Below are 17,702 nucleotides of genomic sequence, written 5' to 3'. Positions count from 1 at the left end.
ACCGCGATCGTGATCCATACCGGTGGCAGCCTGAACGAGGTGACCACAGGCGACCTCCTCGCGTTCCAGTCAGCCACGGCGCCCAGCCGCGGCCGGACGCGTGACGGTTCCCACCTGGCCTGGCAGATGATGGTCGACCTGGGCGTCTTCCCACCGCACTCCACGCTGCACGCCGCCATGCGCACCGGCCCGCAGAGCACCGCCGAACTCGTGGACCGCCACGGCATCGCCGACCGGCAGATCCGCGAGTTGCTGATCCGCTACCTCGACGAGCGGCGTCCCGCGCTCGACTACAGCACCTTCCGCATGCTCGTCGGCCGTCTCGCCGGGGCGTTCTGGGCCGACCTCGAACGCCATCACCCCGGCATCGACACCCTCAATCTGCCACGCGAGGTCACGKATCCCTGGAAGGAACGGCTGCGTTTTCCCCAGAACGGCGGCAGCCGCCCGACCCGGCAACGACACATCGACACCCTGATCACGGTCCGCGCCTTCTACCTCGACATCGCCGAATGGGCACTGTCGGACCCTTCCTGGGCGCCTTGGGCGTTCCCCAGCCCGGTGCGCAAGAGCGACACCGCGGGAGTCGTCAAACAGCGCCGCGCCACAACGGCCTCGAACTCGGCGACTGCGGACGCCCCTACGGCACCCCCTGCATCCACGAACACGCCTGCGTCCGCTGCCCCATGCTCCGCGTCGACCCCCGCCAACGCACCCGCCTCGAACAGATCATCCGCAACCTCGGCGAACGCATCGAGGAAGCCAAAGCCAACGGCTGGCAGGGCGAAGTCGAGGGCCTCAAGACCAGCCTCGAAGCCGCACAGCGCAAGCTCGCCGGCCTGGACCGCGCAGCCCGCAACACCTCCAAACCAGCACCACTCGGAATGCCACCAATCCCACCCAAAATTTCAAGATCAAAATCCGGATAAGCGGGTGCCTGGGATATCCCGCGAGCTTGGTGGGTGCAGCTGGCCGAGGACGGGCGTCTGGTGGTGCCGCTGCGGATCCTCGGGCTGACTCGAACGGTCGTGTTCGAGCGGGCCGGAGCGGTTCTACGGAGCCGGTCGGTCGTGGAGGACGGGTTCATGCCGATGCGTGCTCTCGGTGCCGTTCGCGAGCAGAACATCCGGGTCGGTGCCGGCCCGGACCTGACAATTCGGCTCGATGACGATCGCCCGGTGGATGCCTCGGCGTTGCGGGGCGCGTTGGATCACCCTGTGGCGGCGTGCTGGACCGGGGTCGCCGTCCCGTGGGGCTGGACAGAGCATCTCGATTTCTGGCTGGCCACGCTGGAGGGCTTCTGCCGGCTCCTAGTGTCGCGGGCTGCGGTCGATGACGGCCGACTGATGGCGCCGAAGGGACCGTGGGGAAGCATGGGGATTGTTGAGGGCGGGACTCTGGCCTATCTCACGACGCGGCCGAGTCCTACCGGCGATGCGAAGATGCCCAGCTACGAGATCGGTGCCTGCGGCTACGGCCCGCGGGGCGGCGAGCTGGCGTCCCGGCTCGCCGAGCGGGTCCGCGACTGGGACCGTGACGGTGGGCAGGGCGTCCGGCTGTGGATCGAGGCATATCCGGCTGACGCCGTCCCTCCGGAGATGCCAGGTGTGCTGCTTGCGGTCGACAAGCGCGACAGTCGGGTTCTCGTCCGGGTGGCCGAGCAGGTACCCGCCGCGGTTTGACCGCCTCGGCCGGGCAGGGTCAGGACAAGAGCAGCAGGGCGTCCCAAGTCGTGCGCAGGTCCTCGGGCATGGGGCACCCGGCGTACTCGGCGAGAGCGAGCGCCGTTCCGGCAGCGCCAGTGAGGAAGCCGGGCCGGACGGTGGCCGCGTTCCCGGCGAGGTGGGCGAAGCCGAAACGGCGCGTGGGGTCGAACGCGCCGGAGGGGTGCACGGTGACAGCGTCTGGGTGACGGTCCGCTGAGGCCGCTGATGACGTCGTAGACGTGCCATGGAGTGCTCACCGGCCGATGGGTGAGGGCGGTGCGGTGGTACCCGGCGATGATCAGCGAAGCGGCCAGGCCAGCGCCGGCGTGGTACACGCCAGTGGGGTGGGCGCCTCGCGGGGTCTGGCGGGCTGCGTGGGTCCAGTGGTTCGCCGCGGCTGTGGCGAAATCAGGGTGGACGGCCGCCAGCCGGGCGTGCAGCAGTGCCGTCCCGGGCAGGCCGTCGGCGAGACTGGCCGCGGCCTCGGCCGGGAGAGCGGCCGTGACCGTCTCGGGGCGCAGGAGCCGTTCGGCGAGGGCGGTCAGTGATACCGGGCTCTGGACGCGGCGGGAACGATCTGCGATGAGTCGTTACTCTTTGCAGCTAGGCTGTGACAGCACCAGTCCAACTGTGACAGYCGGAAGTCACGTTGGTTGGCCAATCCGGCGCTTGCGGCTCCTGGACCCGGGCGGYGGTCAGGAAGCCGCCGACGACGACACGCCCAGGTCTGGACATCACGAGCGTCGGTCCTTCAGGACTGATGTGGCTATGCCAGAGACCGATGGCAGGCATACACAACACGCATAGACATCGTCACCTGGAGTCCTAGTGGGTGTCGCTGCAAGTTCGTCGGTTATGCGGCGAGGTTGAGGCGGCTGGCGGTCTTCAGCAGGTCCGCACGGGTGTACTTCCAGTCGAACCGGGTCGCGGTCTGGTTGTAGAGCGTTTGGAAGCCCATGACGCGGGCGGCGAGCGCGTCGAGGTCGGCGAAGTCGGCGAGGTCGCCACGCTCGATCGCCTTGCGCTGCAGGATCGAGAAGTACACCTCTACCTGGTTGAGCCAGGACGCGTGGACCGGCAGGTGGACCAGCGTCGCGGTCGGGTGGGCTGCGCGCATCCGGTCGATGGAGGCTTGGCCCCGGTGGGACGAGCCGTTGTCGACGATCCAGAACACCCGCCGCGCCGAGGCGTACGGCTCGCTGTTCATGACCTGGGCGGYGAGCCGGCCGAAAGGGACGATCCCGGTGGTGTCCTCGATCCGGCCGATGACCTGGGCGCGCTGGACGTCGTAGGCGGCGAAGTAGGCCACCGTCCCGCCGCGTTCGTACTCGAACTCCACCCGCGGACCGTGGCCGGCCCGAGCGGCGCCGGTCAGCCAACCCCGCCAGGCCCTCGCGGGCGAACCGGCCCCGCCACTTGCTGACGGTGTCCTCGCAGACATCAAGCTGAGCGGCGATCGCCGCGTTGCCCGCTCCACCGGCCGCCGCGAGCACGATCCTCGCGCGCAGCCAGGCACGGCGGAGCACGGTCGCCGACCGGACACGGCGGGCCAGCTCGGCGCGGACGTCGTCCGTCAGAATGATCGCGGTGGCACGGCGAGACACTCCCGATGTCCTAGCGGGCAGGTCACACCGGCCCACCGCCCCGGCCCCGCCCACAGGCAACCCGCCGACACCCCCGGCCACAATCAGGGCTGTGGCCGGTATCCCAGAATCGACGAAGATCTCCCTGCGGCAGCGGCTGGTCGAGCACGCCACCGGCAGGTGGCCCAGGATCACCGCGCTGTCCACCCGCTACCGCGGCCCGTTCGTCTACGTCACCGCGACCGATCCCGACGGCGACGCCCAGCCACTGTGCCGGCTGCGCTACGTCGGCTACGCCAACAACTGGGGCTTCGCCATCTGGCGAGCCAGCCACAACGACTACGCCGACTCCATACTKGCCGACGGATCCCCGACCGGCACCGCCGAAGCCGCCCTCGACCTTGCCGCCGGCCTCTACCTACCCGCCACCGCCGATAACCGACGAACTAACGGCGACGCCCACTATCTGGGGCTTCGGGAGATCCGCCTGCCCGCCACGATCTGGGATCAGATCCTCGCCGCGATTCGGTCCCGTGCGGTCACGGCCTCGACCGGTGACAGCGCGGGCTCAGATCTGCAAGGGCTGCGACGGGCACGGGGTCCGGGTCACCGTCCACGCCACGGTCCTCGGCCACCCGGAAAAGTTGATCTCGTGCTGCCCGTGGTGCGCCGGCACGGCCGCACCATCTGCACCGCCGGTCAGCGTGGGTGCAGGGTTCGTTCCAGGCTGTCGAGAAGGGCGCGGGCGGTGAACGGCTTCTGGAGGTGGGCGACGCCGGGCGGGAAGCCGGCCACGGACTTCTCGGCGCCGGCGGCGTAGCCCGACATCAGCATGACCGGCAGCTCGGGGCGGGTCCGACGGAACTGTTCGATGAGCTGGTAGCCCGTCATGCCGGGCATGATCGCGTCGGTGAGCAGGGCGTCGATCCGCGTCGTCCCGGGACCGAACCGGTCGAGGGCCTCGGCCGGGGAACCCGCCTCGTGGACGAGGTAGCCGGACCGTACGAGGATGCGCGTGGTGACGGCGCGCACGGCCGCGTCGTCCTCGACGACGAGGATCGTCTTCCCCTGCCCGCGGGTGGCGTCGTCCCGGGTGGTGWCGTCCCGGGTGGTGTCGACGGGAGCGGGCCCGCTCCTCGCCGTGGCGGGCAGCAGGATCCGGATGGTCGTCCCCTTCCCGACCTCGGACTCGATGTCGACCTCGCCGCCGGCCGCCTTGACCACCCCGTAGACGGTGGCGAGGCCGAGTCCCGTCCCCTCACCGGGTCCCTTGGTGGTGAAGAAGGGTTCGACGGCGCGACGGATCACCTCCGGGCTCATGCCGCACCCGGTGTCGGCGACCGCCAGGCAGGCCCAGCCGCGCTTCGGGCGTTCTTCCGGCGACGGCCGCCCGTGCGCGGCCGGGCGGTCCGCGGGAGACGGGCCCCGGTCCCGGTCCAGGTTCGCCGTGCTGAGGGTGAGGCGGCCGCCGTCGGGCATGGCCGCACGGGAGTTGACGACCAGGTTCATCACCACCTGTTGGATCTTGCTCGGGTCGATCGTGACGGGGTGGAGATCGGGATCGAGGAGGGTGACGATCTCGATGTCCTCGCCGATGGTGCGTCGCAGCAGGTTCMGCGTCCCCTCGACCACCGCGTTGAGGTCGAGGGTCTCCGGCTTCGACGACTCCTGCCGGCTGAAGGTGAGCAGTTGACGGGTCAGTCCGGCGGCCTGGTCGGCGGCACGGCTGATCTCGTCCATGTCGGCCCGGCACGGGTCGTCGTCGGGAAGGGTGTCGAGGACGATCTCCGCATAGCCGGTGATCACGCCGAGCAGGTTGTTGAAGTCGTGCGCCACGCCGCCCGCGAGCCGGCCGAGGGACTCCAGCCGCTCGGTCTGATCCAGCTGGCGTCGCAGCCGCTCCCGTTCCTCGTCGGCATGGACCTGCTCGGTCACGTCACGCAGGATGCCCTGCACCGCGACGAGGTKGCCCTGGTCGTCGTGGACGCCGACCACGCGTTGCTCCGTCCAGACCTCGACGCCCTCTCGCGGGTGCCAACGGACCCGCAGCGGTTCGGGGTTCGCCGTGCGCCACGAGCCCTTGAGGGTGGGCCGGTCCTCCTCGTCGACCAGCGAGAACAGGGTGTCGGGGCGGCCGCACAGGTCCTCGGGCGGGTAGCCGGTGATCATCCTGATCGCCGGGCTGACGTACTCGACCTCGGCCCGCGGGCACAGCCGGCAGCGGAAGAGGACGTCCGTCGCCTGCTCGGCGAGCAGCCGGAACCGCTCCTCGCTGCGTCGTAGGGCGGCCTCGGCCTGCCGTCGTCTCTGCCGGTCGTCGGCCTCCCGCAGTTCGCGCTGCACCGCGGGGACGRGTCGGCTCATGCGATCCTTGAGCAGGAAGTCGTGCGCGCCGGCCCGCATGAGTGCCGCCGCCGTCTCCTCGCCGACCTGGCCGGAGACGACGATGAACGGGATATCGAGGCCRCTGGCGCGCAGCTGCATCAGGGCCGCCTCGGCGCCGAACGCCGGCATGTGGTAATCGCAGATCACCAGGTCCGGAGGCCGGGTACGGAGAACCGACGCGGCCGCCTCGGAGTCCTCCACCCGATCGGAGGTCACCTCGAAACCGCCGCGTCGCAGTCGTTCGATGACGAGCACGGCATCGTCGTCGCTGTCCTCGATCATGAGGACGTGAATGCGTGGCATCATGCGCACCTGTCTCGCCGTCATCTAGCCGGCCGTCACCCAGCCCGCCACCACCTACATCTCCGGCCGCCGCTCAGCCAGCTGCCGCTTCACCCTYCCGCGGCGGGTGAGGCATCGGCATTGGCACCGGAATCGGCATCGCTCTGGGTGTTCTGGGTGGACTGCCGGTTGAGCAGCAGCCAGTACATTCCCGCCGTCCGCACCGCCTCGGTGAACTGGCCGAAGTCGACCGGTTTGACGATGTAGCTGTTGACGCCGAGATCGTAGCTGGCCACGATGTCCCGTTCCTCGTGGGAGGAAGTCAGCATCACCACCGGCACGGTCCGAAGGGCCGGGTCGCCTTTCAGTCGTTGCAGGACCTCCAGGCCGTCGACCTTCGGCAGCTTGAGATCGAGTAGAACGACCTTCGGATCCCTGTCCGKCGACCGGTCGGCGTAGGGGCCGGTACGGAAGAGGAAGGCGAGCGCCTCGGCTCCGTCCCGGAGAACCTCGATCGAAGCCATGATGTTCTTTGTATGCAGCGCGTGCAGGGTAAGTTCGATATCGTCGGGATCATCCTCCACCAGCAGAATGTTCGGTCTTTCGATGTTCACGCCGATACCTCCTCGCTCAGAGTGAAGAAGAAGGTCGCGCCTTTCCCCTGCGCCGCCTCCGCCCAGATCCGCCCGCCATGGCGGGCGATGACGCGCTGGCACAGCGCGAGACCGACACCCGTTCCCTCGAACTGTTCCGAGCGGTGCAGCCGCTGGAACACCCCGAACAGCTTGTCCGCATACCGCGGATCGAAACCGGCCCCGTTGTCGGCGACGTAGAAGACCACCCGCCCGTTCTCGCGGCGGCTGCCGATCTCGATGCGGGCGGGGTCACGGCCCCGGGTGAACTTGACCGCGTTCGACAGCAGGTTGGTGTAGACCACCTTGAGCAGCACCGGGTCGGCCACCCCACGGGGAAGATCCCCGACGGTGATCCGCACCGGGCGGCCGGCGCGGTCGCCCTCTTGCTCCGCCAGCACCGCGGACACGATCGCCGCCGGGTCCACCTCCCGCTTACTCATGGGCTGCCTGCCCAGGCGGGAGAAGGCGAGCAGGTCGTCGATCAACGCGCCCATCCGGTCGGAGCTGCGTTGCACCCGGTCGAGATAGCCGCGGGCCTGCTCGGRCATGTCCTCGGCGTACTCGTCCATCAGGATTCGGGAGAAACCGCTCATCGACCGCAGTGGCGCCCGCAGGTCGTGGGAGACGCTGTAGGTGAAACTGCCGAGCTCGTCGATGGCCTCGTGCATCCGCTTGTTGGCCTCGACGAGGCGCGTGTTCGCCTCCGCCAACCGGGCGTTCGTCCCCGCCAACCGCTCGTTGGCCGCGGCCAGATCGGCGGAGACGCGCAGTCTTTCGGCATCGGCATGATCCAGCCGCCGGCAGATCCCGACGGTGACCGCCAGCAGCATGACCACGGTATAGGAGACCACCAGGGCACCCCGGAACGCGACGCCGTAGAACCCGAGCCGCCACAGCGCCACCGCGGTCGTCCCGACAAGGACCGGGACGATGACCGTGGCCGGCAGCAACTGGCGGGCGACGCCCCCGCCGGCCCCGGAACTCGCCAGGATCGCCAGCGGGGTATAACCCAACCGCGCCAGCGTCGCTCCGACCGACAGCACCAGCGTGGCGACCGCCGCCGGGACGGCGACCCTCGTGTAACCGGAAGTGAAATCGACCCCGTACAGATAGCTCAGCAGCACCGTAAAGGAGATGAACCCCGCGACGCAGACCAGGGCCTGGGCCACGTACCTTCCTCGCCACCGGCGGGTATCGAACAGTAGCAGGGCGAGCGACAACAGCGCCAGAATGGCCGCGCCGAAAGGCACGATCCGCCCCGGATGAGACTGCGAGGCTGTGGCCTGGTCGATGAAGAGAAGTTCGTCTATGCCGAAATTCCGATCCACGGCCGACTCGACGAGAGAGAGTCCGGAGATCGCCAGTGCAAGGGCGGCGGCCCCCTGTCCCGCCGCCCGGACGGCGGTTCGCCGCCGGCCGAGTCGGCTCCACAGCGAGAACCCGAGCAGCAGACCGCAGACGGCTCCGTTTGGTTTCGTCGACGGCCAGACGGGTTTGATGCTCGTGAGCACGTGGTTGTCCAGGGTCCAACCGAGTAGCGTGACCGCGGCCATCACGATCGTGAACACGGCGGCCCAGGATGCGACGGTCTCAAGTCGCGACGCGTGCGCACCGTCGCCGGCGGGCCAGGCCGGTGTCCCGCTGCCCGCACCCACCCGCACCGGCTTGGCCGGTCCGCGACCCTCTGGGTTCATGGCTCTCCTAGCGCCCGAACACGATCGAAAGATTCGCTCTTCGTGAGAGGTCATGACCGTTGCGTGATACCCGCGATCGCCGCCCTCACGCCGCCATCCACCAGCGACCACCTCCCYGGGGAGGTCTTGGGAACGGTGGATCGCCCCGCTRGGCGAGGTCGGGTAGAGCGCCCAGCCGAGGAGACGCCGGCTGACTGACATGATCAGCGGGCCGGTGGTCGGGGGCAGGTCCGCCAAACTTCAGGAGGACTACCAGTCCTCGATCGATTTGCTGCGGAAGGAAACCGGGAAGACGATCCGGTTCCAGCGGGCAACCGACTACGCCGCCGTCATCGAGGGGCAGCGCAGCGGCAAGGTCGATATCGCGCTGTACGGGGCACTGTCCTATCTGGTCGCCCGCACCTCCGGAGTGCGGGCGACGGCGGTCGCCGCGGCGCTCGCGGAGAAAGGTGGTTCGCCGGGCTATCGCTCCTACGGCGTGGTGAAGACCGGTTCGCCGATTCACGACCTCGCGGGTTTCAAGGGTAAGAAGGTCTGCCTCGTCGACCCGAACTCGACCTCGGGCTACCTCTATCCGCGGGCTGGGCTGATCGACGCCGGGGTGAACCCCGACAGCGAGATCACCGCGGTGCTGGCCGGCACGCACGATGCGTCGGCGCTCGGCGTGGCCAAGGGGCAGTGYGACGCCGGGTTCGCCTACGACGCGATGGTCGACAAGAAGCTGATCGAGAAKGGTCAGCTCAAGGCCGGCGAGCTGACCACGGTGTGGAAGTCCGACCTCATCCCCGGATCACCGATCGCGATCAGTGACGACCTCGATCCCGCGCTCAAGGACAAGATCGCCAAAGTGATCCAGGAGCACATGAACATCGACTACCTCGAGTCCCATGGGTTCTGCACACCCGGTAAGTGCATGGTCGACGAGTCCGGCGACTGGGGTTTCGTCAAGGTCGCCGACACCTTCTTCGACCCGGTGCGGCACGTCTGCGAGGTCACGAAGGCCAAGAGCTGCACGGCGGCGGAGTGAGCGCCGTCCGCTTCGAGGGGGTGACCAAGCGGTTCGGCCAGACGCTCGCCCTCGACGAGGTGTCGTTCACCGTCGAGCCCGGCGAGGTGGTCGTCCTGCTGGGGCTGTCCGGTTCGGGCAAGTCGACGCTCCTGYGGCACGTCGACGGCCTGCATGGGGCAAGCGCGGGCCGGGTCATCGCGCTCGGCACGGACGTCGGCCAGGCGCGGGGCGCGCGGTTGCGGGAGCTGCGTCGCCGGATCAGCTTCGTGTTCCAGCAGTTTCACCTGGTCGACAGCCTCTCGGTGCTGGAGAACGTGTGCACCGGCGCGCTCGGCAGGCTGCGTGGCCTGCGGCTGGGTCTGGTCACCTATCCGCGGGCGGTGCGACTCGAGGCGCTGGAGCACTTGGAACGGGTCGGGCTCGCGTCACAGGCGTTCCAGCGCGCGGACACGCTGTCGGGCGGGCAGCAGCAGCGGGTCGCGGTCGCGCGGGCACTCATGCAACGCCCGGAGATCCTGCTCGCGGACGAGCCGGTTGCCTCCCTGGACCCGGAGTCCTCGGCGCAGGTGATGGGCCTGATCCGCGAAATCGCGAGCGAACGGAACCTGACCGTGCTGTGCAGCCTGCACCAGGTCGAGCTGGCGCTGTCGTGGGCCGACCGGATCGTCGGGTTGCGCTCGGGCCAGGTCGTGCTGGACAAGGCTGCGGGCGACCTTGACCACCAGCAGGCCGTTGCCATGATCTACCGAGCCGGCCCGCTGCGGGCCATCGCGTGACGGGGCGAACCCTCGCCCGGCCCAGGACCGATTCGGTCCTGGGCATGGCCGCGCTGCTGGGGCTGCTCGGCCTGGCCGGGTGGGCCTTCGCCGCGCTGTCGATCAACGTCGCGACGCTGATCGACAGCGGGCGGAACGCGGCCGACTTCGCCGCCCGGATGCTCCCCCTGGACTTCCCCACCGCGGGGGAGCTGCTGCGCCTGACCGGCCAGACCATGTCGATCGTCATCTGCGCCACGCTGCTGTCGGTGGTGCTCAGCACGGGGMTTGCGGTCTTGGCTGCCGGGAACACGGCGCCGCACCGCGGTGCACGGTTCGGCGCGCGGACAGTGATCGTCGCGGCCCGCGCGGTGCCGGACGTGGTGCTGGCGACCRTGTTCTTTCGGCTGTTCGGGTTCGGCGCGCTGGCCGGGGTTCTCGCGATGGGACTGCATTCGGTCGGCATGGTCGGCAAGCTCTACGCCGACGCGGTCGAGCAGATCGACGAGGGCCCGCGTGAGGCCATGCGCGCGGGCGGCGCGGGCCGTGGGAGCTGGTGGCCGGCGTGCTGCCGCAGGTGCTGCCCGCGTTCGTGGCGACCGCGCTGCACCGGCTGGACATCAACCTGCGGGTCTCGGTCGTCCTCGGCTTCGTGGGTATCGACGGGCTCGGCCGCGCCATCGCGACCGGCTGCTGATCGTGTGTGTGCGGGGCATCCCCGATCTGGTGCTGGCGATCGTGTTCGTGGTGATCACCGGGCTCGGTGCGGTCGCCGGGGTGCTCGCGCTGGGCGTCGGTGCTGTCGGGCTGCTCGGCAAGCTCGTCGCGGACTCCGTGGAAGAGGTCGACCCGGGTGTCGAGGACGCGCTGCGCGCCACGGGATCGAGAACGAGCAGCTGCYCCGACCGGGCGCCGAGCTGCCGATCGAGTTCGCGCTGCTGTCCTTCGAGGGCAAGCTGCGGGCCGCGGGCGTGACGACCGTGTTCCACGGCATCTCCTTCGAGGACACCCACCACGACATCCCGCGCAGCGTGGGCCAGGCGGAGAAGACGTGCGAGGCGATCGATGCTTATACCGGCGGGCTCGTCGACCACCGGATCCTGTACCGGCTCGACGTGCGCAGCCCGGAAGCGCTGTCCGCGCTGGCGCGGCGGTTGGACCAGGTTCCCGACGGCGCCCTGGTCTCCCACGAGGACCACACCCCGGGCCAGGGCCAGTACGCCGTCCGCGAGCACTACGAGCGCTATTTGATGGGCAGCCGCGGCATGTCCGACGCGGAGGCTCGCGAGCATGTCGACCAGCTCATCGCCGACCGGGACGGCAGGCTCGACATCCGCGAGGAGGCCCTGGTCTGGCTCGCCGCGCGCTCGGCGCGAATCCGGCTGCTCGGGCACGATCCCAGCTCGGCCGCCGAGATCGCCGAGCTGCGGGACCGCGGCTGCGCGGTCGCCGAGTTCCCCACCACGATCGAAGCGGCGGAAGCCGCCCGCGCCCACGGACTTCCCGTCGTCATAGGCGCCCCGAACATCCTGCGGGGACGTTCCCACAACGGCAACGCCTCCGGCCGTGACCTGGTCGGCCGCGGCCTGGTGACCGCGCTGGTGTCGGACTACCTGCCCTCCGGTCTGCTCGCGGCCGCCATGCTGCTCGCCGAGCAGGGGCTCGCCACCCTGCCGGCCGCCATCGGCCTGGTGACCGCCGGGCCGGCCGAGGTCGCCGGACTTCCCGACCGCGGTCGGCTCGAGCCGGGGCTGCGCGCTGACTTTGTGCTGGTCGAGCCGCGCCGCCCGTGGCCGGTGGTGCGGTCCGTGTTGTCATCCTGGGGTGTCTGGTGACAATCGGGGGTGCGGCGGTGACCCGGTGGCCGGTTCCCGAGCCGGAGATTCCGGCCGGGACGGATCCCGCGCTGGCCGCAGCCGCCCGCGCGGCGGTGGGCGCCTTTCGCGATGCGCGCGAGCGGTATACGCGCGCGGAGCTCGCCGAGAAGGTCGGCATGGGCGCCGACGGCACCCTCACCACGCGTCTGGACCTGCTGGTCGACACCGCCGTGGCGGAGGTGGTGAACGCCCAGCGGGTCAACCTGATCAGCGAGGAGATCGGTGTCATCGACAACGGTTCGRCGGTCACGCTCGTGGTCGATCCGGTCGACGGCACCGCCAACGCGGTCGCGGAGGTGCCGTTGTCGGCCTTCTCCGGCGTGGTCGCCGTCGACGGCAGGGCGACCGAGGCCCTCACCGTACGTATGGTTGGACACCGGCCGCGGCTGGCATGCGAAAGTCGGCCTCCCGTCGCCCTACTGGACAACAGGCCGGCGCGCACTCGACGGCGCCGCGGTCAGCCTCCTGCGGCCGCAGGCCAAGAACGAGGCGGCGTGGCTGCGGGTAAGCCGCCGGGCCGCGCGGGTGCGCATCCTGTCCAGTAGCTGCCTGGAGGCCGCCCTCGTGGCGCAGGGCTCCACGGACGCCTTCGCGGACGCCGGCTCGGACACGCACCGCATCATGGACATCGCCGCCGCGTCCGTGCTGGTCCCGGCGGCGGGCGGCGCGGTGATCGACGCCTTCGGCCGCCCGGTCGAGATCGTCCCCGACCTCAGCCGCCGATGGTCCGGCGTGATCGCGGCGACCCCGGAGCTGGCGCACCAGCTCGCGGACGAGATCAGCGGCTCTTCCTACTGATCCGTTCGCGTTACCCGGCCTTTTCCCGGGGAACGGCGCGTCGCCGCCGCTGGTTGCCTGCGCCGGCATGATGGTGAGCCGGACAGCAGGTGACGCACGACAACAGCCCGCCGGCGCATGCGCATACGACCGGACCGTGTTCGGCGACGAGCCGATCAGCCGGTGATGCTCAAGAAACTCCTTGACCGGCCCGATTGGCAGACGGTCCTCCGTCCACTGCGACGCTCCTCGTCGTCGGCGGCGACCAGCTCGCCGCCGGGGGTGCGGCCGCTCCTTGCGGATGATGACCCGTATCCCCGGCGGCCAGCGTCCACACCCGTTTCTGGACCACCAGCCGCCGGGAGATCGCCGGCAGGGTCTTCTCCACGCCGTCGACCGGATCGAGCCGATCGCGGCCATGTACGCCGCGGGGGCAGAAGCCGCTGTCGCCGGTCATCACCCGGACCAGATGGCCTGGAACGGGACAGCGCGGCCACCGGCTCGGCCCGGTCGATCCGGTCATGGTCGCTCCCAACGCCGTCACCATCCTCGCAGCCTGCCGGTTCAACAGGTCCGTGCCGCAATGGTCTTCGTTGATCTCCTGGTCGCCGATCAACACGTTGCTCTCATAGGACCTGTTGACCAAGTTCCTCTCGTTCCCAGCGCACCCGCCGGAACCCGTCAAGCGGCCCAGATCGATGATCGTAAACTTGATCGAATTTTGATTACTGCAAGCGTTTTCTAGGTCGCACCCACTTTGGATCATGGGGAAGCGTGATCCGATGCGCACKATCGGGTGAGGCGGAGTCGCGGCCATGTGCCTGTAGCCTGCAGATTCAGGGAAGCCTCGCGTGTGTGGCGACCATTACCTCCAGGGATGCGGACGGCGAAGTAGACTTAAGGCCGATTAAGATCGGTATGCGCTTGCATACCGATGGCGGCATCCGCGCAGGAGGCAGGAGGCAGGAGGCAGCGGTGGCAGACGGCCAGCACCAGCCCGGCGGGGAGCGGACGTCGACTGACGTCAACCCTAAGGTTGTGGTCGCGGCGTTGCGAAGGGATCCGGCGATCCGGTTGCGGGTCCTTGTTCATCACGAGACGACCACCAGGTTGCTGGCACCACTGCGCGAGCTGTGCCGGGTGGCCGTCGACGACGGTGAGACCACTGTCGTCAACGCGATCAGCAGCGTGGGAGCGCACCGGCTCGACCTCTCATCGCGGGCTGTGACATCGGGTTCGGTGATATCAACAATCTGATCCACCTCGTCCGCGAGTACGAGCACGCAGGTGTTTACGCTGTGTGAATTGAGGACAAGGCATTCCCTAAGAGRAACAGTTTCCCGCCCGGTCAGGAGCTCGCCGAYGCAAACGAGTTCGTCACTAAAATTATGATGGTGAAGGATGTTCTCCAGGGCAAGGGCTTCATGTTGATCRCCCGGGTGGACTCCCCGATCGCGGGAACCGGCGAGGAGGACGCGATCTGGCGGGCCACTCTGTACCGGTGGTCCGGTGCTGAATCTTGCGCGTCGTTTTCGCGGCGGTGGATGCCGCTCTCCCCAGCATTCTCGAGTCCGGTTCCGCCRCCATCGAGTCGCGGCTCGCCTCAGTCGCCCAGGTGCTCGAGATGATTGGAAACGGCAAAGTGACCGCCGCTGACATCGCCTTCGCCGAGGAGGTGAAGCGCCGGCGCGCAGGGTAGGTCCATGAGCAATGCCGCCGGTGGCCTGACAGGCGGTTTTACTCGCCGTAACCAGCGCCGCCCGAGTGCGGGCACTCAGGCTGGTCAACCCCATGACGACAGTGTGTGTTGACGATCGAAGGAAGGGCCATGGAGAACGTGTCTGACAATGCCAACGATCGTGCGGACGCCGAACTGCGACGCCGCTTGGAGGAGGACGTACACGCGGCGGCCATGCACGACGGGCTCGACGTCCCGCCCTCCACCTGGCACGGTTTGGAGGTGGCAAGGCGGGCCCGGGGCCCGATGACGAGCTGGGAGTACAACCGCGCGCGGCTGGCCGACACACTCGACGCGGTGGCAAGTCACATTCCCAGCCTTGATCGGGCCATACTGGACTGGGCCGTGGCCGCCAAACTCCCTGGCCAGTCGTTCTTCGACGCCTGGGAGCGGGACGGCTACCAACTGCCCGGGTTGCGGCAACACTCCAAGCTGCTAGAAGCGTGCATCACGGCCGCAAACCCTCAGCCAGCGGACGTCGTCCTAGATCTCGGTTGCGGCGACGGCGCGCTCGTGGCCAGGCTCCCGCTCGTCGCGCGTCTGGACCTGCTCGACARCAGCGTGCGGATGCTCGAGCGCGTCCCACTGAGCCGGCCGGGCAGGAAGGAGACCCGACTGGTCCACGCCGATTACCTCGACTACAGACCGGACACACGGTACGATGCGATCATCGCGGTCATGTCGTTGCATCACGTCRACCACGACCAGATTTCTCGGGCCCTGGAAAAATGCTACCGGGAGCTTTTCCCTGGTGGCCGCCTGGTCCTTGGCGAGACATTTCTCGACRCCTCGGCACTATCGAGCCAGAACGACATCGACGATGTCTGCGACGTCTACTATCGGAAGATAGTCAATGCTGCGGAGCAGAACTGTTACCGCCATGCGCTCAAGGACGCACAGATACTCGACCGGATCCTTCGGCGCTCCGGGGAGTACATGCGGACTCGGGAGCAGTGGAGAAGGTTGCTGACACGGGCGGGATTCTCGGTGAAAGCCAGCCGGACGACTTCACCCGAGATCCGCTACGGCTACCTGCTGGCCGTTCGTCCTCCCGAGGACGACCAGTAAGTCGRCCGGTCGTGAAGCATCTRCGCCCGGGGTAGGTCCATGAGCAACACCGCCGGCGGTCTGACACCGGGTGTTCACCCGCTGAACCAGCGCCACCCGAGTTCCTGGCACTCTAGCTTGGACGGCGCGGAATCAATGGGCCGGAATGATATGAGGAATCGTTATGGAAGAGAGTGCCGTGAACAAATCTGAGGCTGAATCTGATGCGGAAGCCCTGGCACGGGCCTACGAGAAATCGCGATCCGCTGTTCCGCTTCATCCGCGGCGGGAAGCCCTGGTCGGCGGCCATGCGGTCCGCATTGGGCGTGTGTTCAGCGACACACGTCCGGTTTCCGTAAGCGCTTGCAGTAGAGTTGCCATGCGAGCTCGGTCGCTGGGATCTAGTTCGCCTGAGGGGTTGGCCGGGGTTCCGGCGGCCCCAGGGCTCTTGCAAGGATGCGATTCGGTCGGTTTAGCCAGCTCTGTCGGTTTCGGGTGATCGGTCCTGGTAGAGCGGTATGGGGGACCGCGGGCACGGCTGGACCACGTGTCGCGGACACGAAAGCAGGCACGCCGCTTGTAGATCACGGAGATGTCTTATGTCCTCGTGGTCTGGAGTGCGGCGTGCCTGTGGGCGCATTGTCGCGCGCCGCGGCCGGCGCGRCCGAGCTGATCGAACGCGACGGCCGCACCTGGCATGAGGAGGACTCCGAGTGAGACACCCTCTGTCAACCCTCAGGCGGCCCGGTTCGAGCGCGTGGGCGCGGCAGACAGACCGGCTACACCCACAACACGATCGCGCGGGGTCGCTGGCCGCCCATCCCTGACTCGCCATCAGTCCCCGGCGTAGCCACCGGGACCCGCCGCCGGGACCCGCCACCCGGTCAGCCCGCCTGGCGACCGGGATCACCGTGCCCGGAGCCTACGTCAAGTTCCACCGCCTTCTGCAAGGGCTTACACTCAAGCTGGCGGTAGGCGTTTACGGAACCCTCGGTGGCCACCGCCACACCTGCTCGACTCGGGAGGTCCCTCTTTGTCCGCCACGCCCCAGCGCTCCCCAAGCCCTCGGTCCGCTCCCCGAGGAGACGCATGACCTCCGCAGGTGCGCTCGACGGCAAGGTGGCCGTCGTCACCAGTTCCAGCAAGGGGATTGGCCGTGCGTTGGCGACCGGCCTCGGTCAGGCCGGCGCAAACGTGGTCGTCAACTACAAGAACGACCGCGCGGGCGCCGAGCAGACGTGCCGGCGTATACAGGAGGCAGGCGGCATCGCCGTGGCGGTCGGCGCTGACGTAGGCGTCCCCGAGGACGCGCAGCGGTTGATCGACACGGCCCATTGCGAGCTTGGCAGCATCGATGTGCTCGTCAACAACGTCGCGCATGTCCGTCTTGGCCCGGCACAAGCGACGACTCTCGAGGACTGGGGCGACGCCATCAGCACCAACCTTCGGGGCGCCTTCCTGACGACCATAACCGCGGTGGCCGCAATGGGGGAGCGGGGTGGATCTATCATCAACATCTCAACCTGTGCCGACACCCTGATGCTCCGATACCACGCCGTCTACACCGCATCAAAGGGCAGCCTGGAGGCGATGACACGCCACCTCGCCCTGAGGCTCGCGCCGCGTGTGCGCGTCAACGCCATCGCGCCCACGGCCACGCGTATGGAGCGCAACTGGCAGGACAACCCCGACTTCGATCGAAGCTGGAGCGCCGTCATTCCGCTGGGCCGCATGGCGACGCCCGAGGACTACATCGGCCCGCTGGTGTTCCTGGCGTCGGACGCCTCGTCGTTCGTCACCGGGGAGATCCTCCACGTCGACGGGGGCTGGACACTCCAGGGCCCTGCCCCGGACATGCGGCACTACGACTTCGAGACGGACCGGCATCGCGGGCGAGGAGGCCCTGACAGATCTTGAACTGCTGCTTGCGGCGTTCCGCGAGTCCATCGTCTCGCGCGGGCTGCGGATCGCCGCGCTGGGGCTGCTACGGGCCCCACTCTCCTACATAGCCATCGACAAGGAGCCATCCGCGACGGCACCGCATAACGACGAGCGCGCCATAAGAAGGTGTTTGAGATCGTCGGTTGGACGATGGGACCGCGGGCGGCATAAGCCGGCGGAGTTATGTTGTTCCGCTCGCGGGGCGGCACGTCGTGTCACGGATCTCGATGCTCACGGGCAGCACGACCACTTCCGAGGCGTCCAGGTTCTGGG

Annotated in this window: 16 protein-coding genes and 3 pseudogenes; 12 read left to right on the top strand and 7 right to left on the bottom strand. The window is 68.6% G+C overall.

Features of this window, described 5'->3' with window-relative positions:
* A pseudogene (locus Manayef4_RS25500) lies at positions 1 to 1,017 on the top strand (hypothetical protein); the annotation flags it as partial.
* Positions 963 to 1,682 (top strand): O-methyltransferase, encoded by a 720-nt coding sequence (locus Manayef4_RS20250; protein WP_011436568.1) that lies wholly within the window; start codon positions 963 to 965, stop codon positions 1,680 to 1,682. The pseudogene Manayef4_RS25500 and the gene Manayef4_RS20250, both read left to right, overlap by 55 nt.
* Before the next feature lie 19 nt (positions 1,683 to 1,701).
* Here Manayef4_RS20250 and Manayef4_RS20245 read toward each other — a convergent pair whose 3' ends face one another.
* On the bottom strand, positions 1,702 to 1,893 hold the full coding sequence (locus Manayef4_RS20245; protein WP_023842013.1) for a hypothetical protein: 192 nt from the start codon (positions 1,891 to 1,893) through the stop codon (positions 1,702 to 1,704).
* Positions 1,894 to 2,119: 226 nt separating this feature from the next.
* Between Manayef4_RS20245 and Manayef4_RS26430 the strand changes: the two genes are divergently transcribed.
* Positions 2,120 to 2,254 carry a hypothetical protein gene (locus Manayef4_RS26430; protein WP_255353906.1) on the top strand — a complete coding sequence of 45 codons (135 nt, stop codon included), beginning with the start codon at positions 2,120 to 2,122 and terminating at the stop codon, positions 2,252 to 2,254.
* Positions 2,255 to 2,559: 305 nt separating this feature from the next.
* On the opposite strand, the gene Manayef4_RS26240 is transcribed toward Manayef4_RS26430, so the two are convergent.
* The 5 genes and pseudogenes from Manayef4_RS26240 to Manayef4_RS20220 all read right to left on the bottom strand — a co-directional run bounded on the left by Manayef4_RS26240 (position 2,560) and on the right by Manayef4_RS20220 (position 8,285).
* A complete protein-coding gene (locus Manayef4_RS26240) occupies positions 2,560 to 3,045 on the bottom strand; it encodes a transposase (protein WP_254665757.1) in 486 nt (161 codons plus the stop codon).
* Between the two features lie 64 nt (positions 3,046 to 3,109).
* Positions 3,110 to 3,199 (bottom strand): annotated as a pseudogene (locus Manayef4_RS26235) (IS630 family transposase); the annotation flags it as partial.
* Between the two features lie 789 nt (positions 3,200 to 3,988).
* On the bottom strand, positions 3,989 to 6,001 hold the full coding sequence (locus Manayef4_RS20230; protein WP_070132890.1) for a hybrid sensor histidine kinase/response regulator: 2,013 nt from the start codon (positions 5,999 to 6,001) through the stop codon (positions 3,989 to 3,991).
* A gap of 65 nt (positions 6,002 to 6,066) precedes the next feature.
* A complete protein-coding gene (locus tag Manayef4_RS20225; RefSeq protein WP_070132888.1) occupies positions 6,067 to 6,570 on the bottom strand; it encodes a response regulator in 504 nt (167 codons plus the stop codon).
* On the bottom strand, positions 6,567 to 8,285 hold the full coding sequence (locus Manayef4_RS20220; RefSeq protein ID WP_070132887.1) for an ATP-binding protein: 1,719 nt from the start codon (positions 8,283 to 8,285) through the stop codon (positions 6,567 to 6,569). The genes Manayef4_RS20225 and Manayef4_RS20220 overlap by 4 nt, the downstream gene beginning before the upstream one ends.
* A gap of 199 nt (positions 8,286 to 8,484) precedes the next feature.
* Between Manayef4_RS20220 and Manayef4_RS20215 the strand changes: the two genes are divergently transcribed.
* The 6 genes and pseudogenes from Manayef4_RS20215 (at position 8,485) to Manayef4_RS25490 (ending at position 12,724) form a co-directional block, all read left to right on the top strand.
* Positions 8,485 to 9,312: a phosphate/phosphite/phosphonate ABC transporter substrate-binding protein gene (locus Manayef4_RS20215; RefSeq protein WP_070132886.1), complete on the top strand. Its 828-nt coding sequence runs from the start codon at positions 8,485 to 8,487 to the stop codon at positions 9,310 to 9,312.
* Complete coding sequence (phnC, locus tag Manayef4_RS20210; RefSeq protein WP_070132884.1) at positions 9,309 to 10,070, top strand: phosphonate ABC transporter ATP-binding protein; 762 nt, start codon at positions 9,309 to 9,311, stop codon at positions 10,068 to 10,070. The genes Manayef4_RS20215 and phnC overlap by 4 nt, the downstream gene beginning before the upstream one ends.
* 44 nt (positions 10,071 to 10,114) lie before the next feature.
* Positions 10,115 to 10,931: pseudogene (locus Manayef4_RS26810) on the top strand (ABC transporter permease subunit); the annotation flags it as partial.
* A complete protein-coding gene (locus tag Manayef4_RS26225) occupies positions 10,931 to 11,884 on the top strand; it encodes an alpha-D-ribose 1-methylphosphonate 5-triphosphate diphosphatase (RefSeq protein WP_254665758.1) in 954 nt (317 codons plus the stop codon). The pseudogene Manayef4_RS26810 and the gene Manayef4_RS26225, both read left to right, overlap by 1 nt.
* Complete coding sequence (locus tag Manayef4_RS20200) at positions 11,881 to 12,471, top strand: inositol monophosphatase family protein (protein ID WP_217494143.1); 591 nt, start codon at positions 11,881 to 11,883, stop codon at positions 12,469 to 12,471. The genes Manayef4_RS26225 and Manayef4_RS20200 overlap by 4 nt, the downstream gene beginning before the upstream one ends.
* Positions 12,452 to 12,724, top strand: coding sequence for an inositol monophosphatase family protein (locus Manayef4_RS25490; protein ID WP_198031058.1), 273 nt, complete (start codon positions 12,452 to 12,454; stop codon positions 12,722 to 12,724). Before Manayef4_RS20200 ends, Manayef4_RS25490 begins: the two co-directional genes overlap by 20 nt.
* 169 nt (positions 12,725 to 12,893) lie before the next feature.
* Here Manayef4_RS25490 and Manayef4_RS20195 read toward each other — a convergent pair whose 3' ends face one another.
* A complete protein-coding gene (locus Manayef4_RS20195; protein ID WP_023842020.1) occupies positions 12,894 to 13,520 on the bottom strand; it encodes a hypothetical protein in 627 nt (208 codons plus the stop codon).
* 158 nt (positions 13,521 to 13,678) lie between these two features.
* Here Manayef4_RS20195 and Manayef4_RS26495 point away from each other — a divergent pair, with 158 nt between their 5' ends.
* The 3 genes from Manayef4_RS26495 (at position 13,679) to Manayef4_RS20175 (ending at position 17,405) form a co-directional block, all read left to right on the top strand.
* A complete protein-coding gene (locus Manayef4_RS26495) occupies positions 13,679 to 13,960 on the top strand; it encodes a hypothetical protein (protein ID WP_023842021.1) in 282 nt (93 codons plus the stop codon).
* Between the two features lie 571 nt (positions 13,961 to 14,531).
* Positions 14,532 to 15,509 (top strand): class I SAM-dependent methyltransferase, encoded by a 978-nt coding sequence (locus Manayef4_RS20180; RefSeq protein ID WP_070132880.1) that lies wholly within the window; start codon positions 14,532 to 14,534, stop codon positions 15,507 to 15,509.
* A 1,068-nt stretch (positions 15,510 to 16,577) separates the two neighbouring features.
* Positions 16,578 to 17,405, top strand: a complete 828-nt coding sequence (locus Manayef4_RS20175; protein ID WP_011436580.1) for an SDR family oxidoreductase — start codon at positions 16,578 to 16,580, stop codon at positions 17,403 to 17,405.
* Positions 17,406 to 17,702: the final 297 nt, after the last annotated feature.

It is taken from the genome of Frankia sp. CgMI4 (genome assembly GCF_001756285.1).
Lineage (GTDB): Bacteria > Actinomycetota > Actinomycetes > Frankiales > Frankiaceae > Frankia > Frankia casuarinae.
Note: the sequence above shows the minus strand (reverse complement) of the source record. Positions and strands in the feature narration are given on the sequence as shown.

What these genes read in the sequence shown, in the direction of transcription:
- Manayef4_RS20175 (WP_011436580.1), top strand. Translation starts at nt 16,578, where the DNA reads ATGACCTCCGCAGGTGCGCTCGACGGCAAGGTGGCCGTCGTCACCAGT.